General features: G+C 72.8%; 5 protein-coding genes. All 5 read left to right on the top strand.

What is annotated here, in order from left to right:
• A partial coding sequence (locus ACWGIU_RS34030; protein WP_453711963.1) for an ADP-ribosylglycohydrolase family protein occupies positions 1–1110 on the top strand: 1110 nt, incomplete at its 5' end.
• Between the two features lie 89 nt (positions 1111–1199).
• Positions 1200–2060 (top strand): TIGR03619 family F420-dependent LLM class oxidoreductase, encoded by an 861-nt coding sequence (locus tag ACWGIU_RS34025; RefSeq protein WP_453711962.1) that lies wholly within the window; start codon positions 1200–1202, stop codon positions 2058–2060.
• A gap of 11 nt (positions 2061–2071) precedes the next feature.
• Positions 2072–2491 carry a Scr1 family TA system antitoxin-like transcriptional regulator gene (locus tag ACWGIU_RS34020; RefSeq protein ID WP_453711961.1) on the top strand — a complete coding sequence of 140 codons (420 nt, stop codon included), beginning with the start codon at positions 2072–2074 and terminating at the stop codon, positions 2489–2491.
• Entirely contained in the window at positions 2488–2676 is a 189-nt protein-coding gene (locus ACWGIU_RS34015) for a DUF397 domain-containing protein (protein WP_453711960.1), read from the top strand. The genes ACWGIU_RS34020 and ACWGIU_RS34015 overlap by 4 nt, the downstream gene beginning before the upstream one ends.
• Before the next feature lie 131 nt (positions 2677–2807).
• Positions 2808–3050, top strand: coding sequence for a hypothetical protein (locus ACWGIU_RS34010; protein WP_453711959.1), 243 nt, complete (start codon positions 2808–2810; stop codon positions 3048–3050).
• Positions 3051–3084: the final 34 nt, after the last annotated feature.

Here is a 3084-nt window from a genome sequence, read left to right as displayed (position 1 = left end):
GGCCTCTGGCGCCGCGCCGAGCAGCAGGACTTCCGCAGCCGTGTCCGGGGCACCCTCCTCGGCTCCGCCCTGGGCGACGCCCTCGGCGCGCCCGCCGCCGGCCTCTCCCTCGGCGCCCTCCGCGAGGCCCACGGCCCGGACGGCCTGACCGGTCCGGCCCCCGCGCTCGGGCGCCGCGGCCGGGTCACCGCCGCCACCCAGCTCACCCTTTTCACCGTGGACGGGCTGATACGGGCCCACGTACGCCGCGACACCGGCGCCTGGCACCCGCCCACCGACCTCCACCACGCGTACTTGCGCTGGGCCGCCACCCAGCACGACTGGGGCCCCGACGAGCGCCGCAAGGACAACGGCTGGCTCGCGCGGGAGGAATGGCTCTACGCCCGCCGCGCCCCGCACCGCGCCTGCCTGTCCGGCTTCGCCGACGACGTCCTCGGCACCCTCGACCGGCCGAAGAACCCCACCGCACGCGACGCGGCCGCCGCCACCCGCTCGGCGCCCTTCGGGCTGCTGGTCGGCTGGGAGCCCGCCCTCGTCCTCCAGCTGTCCGTCGAATGCGCCGCGCAGAGCCACGGCCACCCCACCGCCCACCTGTCGGCCGGAGCCGTCGCCGTCATCGTCCACGGCCTGGTCCGCGGCGACTCCCTCGACTCGGCCGTCCAGCGCGCCCTGGGCCTGCTGGGCGCCCGGCCCGGCCACCAGGCCGTCACGGACGCCCTCCAGCGGGCCCTGGCCGCCGTCACCCAGGGCTCACCCGGCCCCGAGGCCGTCGAAGCCCTCGCCCCCGACGAGGCGGACGGATCCGACGCCACCGACGCCCTCGCCGCCGCCGTCTACTGCGCCCTGGTCGCCGAGGACGTCCCGCAGGGCCTGCGCCTCGCCGTCAACCACGGCGGCGACTCCATCGCCGCCGGCGCCCTGTGCGGGGCCCTGCTCGGCGCCCTGCACGGCGAGACGGCCCTGCCGGCCGCCTGGCTCGCCGAGCTCGAAGGCCGCGCCGCGCTGCTGGAACTCGCCGACGACTTCGCCTTGGAGATGACCCAGGGGCCGAGTCTGCACAGTCCCACCGCCGCCTCCCCCGGCTGGCTGGCCCGCTACCCGCGCGGCTGAACCGCGACCCCGACACCTGACGCCCCCTCAACATTCGAGGAGCCAGCCCGTACCGTGGCGGGTCCCACGTCTCGGAGGTGCCAGAGCACATGCGGATCGCCACGACCATCTTCCTCACCGACCGCACCATCTCCCCCGTCCGGCTGGCCCACAGCCTCGAAGAGCGCGGCTTCTCCGGCCTCTACCTCCCGGAACACACCCACATCCCGGTGAGCCGCGAGACGGCCGCTCCCATGGGCGGTGAACTCCCCGAGATGTACGGGCGCACCCTCGACCCCTTCGTCGCGCTCGGCCAGGCCGCCGCCGTCACCGAGCGGCTCCGCCTCGGCACCGGCATCACCCTGGTCGCCCAGCACGACCCGATCGATCTCGCCAAGCAGGTCGCCACCCTGGACCACCTCTCACACGGCCGGTTCACTCTCGGCATCGGCTACGGCTGGAACGTCGAGGAGGCCGCCGACCACGGCGTCGAGTGGCGCACCCGCCGCGACCTGGTCCGCGACCGGATGGCCCTGATGCGCGCCCTGTGGTCCCCCGAGCCCACCGCGTACGTCGGCCAGTACTGCTCCGTGCAGGCCAGCACCGCCTACCCGAAGCCGGTCCAGGCCCCGCGCGAACTCGCCCCCGGCGCCCCCCTGTACGGCCCGCGCACCCTGATCGGCGGCGCGGCCGGCCCCAAGCTCTTCGCCGCGATCGCCGACCACGCCGACGGCTGGCTCCCCATCGGCGGTGGCGGCCTCACCCGGTCCCTCCCGGTGCTGCGCCAGATCTGGGAGACGGCCGGCCGCGACCCGAAGTCCCTCCAGGTGGTCCCGTACGCGGTCCAGCCCACTCCCGGCAAGATGAGCCGCTACGCCGACCTCGGCATCGAGGAGGTCGTCCTGCAGCTGCCTTCGGCCGCGAGGCCGGAAATCCTCCGCACCCTGGACGAGTTCGCCCAGTACCTCTGACCGGCCGCCGGGTGCGTCGCGCGGGGACGGGGACACCGTGCGCGGGACCGGGGTCTCTCCAGCACCGCACCCCGTACACGGTCTTCAGCTTCATCATCGACGAGGCCGTGATCCTGAGGCAGACCGGCGGACCGGAGGTGACCCGGCAGCTGATCGACCACTTGCTGAAGTGCGGGCAACTCCCCACCGTGGATCTGCAGATCATGCCGCTGATCAGCCCCGGACACGCGGGTCTCGGCGGCCCCTTTCGCCTCCTCGAAACCCAGGACAACGAGTGGATGGGTTACATCGAGGGGCAGCAGTCCGGTCGCGTGCTGTCCCACCCTAAAGACCTCAGTCTCCTCCACCTGCGGTATGCCGAACTTCGCATCCAGACTCTCAATCCTGCGGACAGCAGGGCCCTGTTGATGCGATTGCGAGGATCCCTGTGAACAGCTCCGAGCTGCGGTGGTTCAAGAGCAGTTACAGCAGTGGCGACGGCGATGACTGCGTCGAGGTCGCCGCCTGCGCCGACGTCGTCCATGTCCGGGACTCCAAGGTGACGGCCGGCCCCGAGCTGGCCGTCGCCGCCGCGAGCTGGGGCGTCTTTCCCGCCGGGGTCACCGCGCGTTCCTGACGCACCCCGCCCGAGTTACAGAGAGTGACCGCCATTGGGGTGAAACACCGTTTCCCGTGAACTCTCCGTGATGTTGAGCCGGTCGCGTGCCGACTGTCCGGGCGCGTCGATCGAGATCTTAGGAGAGTGTCATGCGTATTCGCTCTGCCCTGACGGCGTCTGTCCTGGCTGCCGGCATCCTGCTGGGCGGCGCCGGTGCGGCCCTGGCCGACGACGGTGTCGACATCGACTACTTCTCCGGCGGCCACACGGCCTTCGCGTCCAACTGCTCCTCCTTCGCCGGCGTTCCGGCCGAGATCGGCCCCCTGTACGTCGACAACTGCGAGATGGAGGGCGAGACGGAGTGGACCAAGTTCCACCACCTGGGCGCCTGACGACCAGCGCTCGCCGGCCGGGGCCCCGCACAGG

The organism is Streptomyces sp. NPDC054840 (genome assembly GCF_053611065.1).
The sequence above is the reverse complement of the archived record's forward strand: the minus strand, read 5'-3'. Positions and strand labels throughout refer to the sequence as shown.

Bases quoted from the DNA above. Each gene is read 5' to 3' on its own strand.
- ACWGIU_RS34010 (WP_453711959.1), top strand. From the start codon at position 2,808: ATGCGTATTCGCTCTGCCCTGACGGCGTCTGTCCTGGCTGCCGGCATC.
- ACWGIU_RS34025 (WP_453711962.1), top strand. From the start codon at position 1,200: ATGCGGATCGCCACGACCATCTTCCTCACCGACCGCACCATCTCCCCC.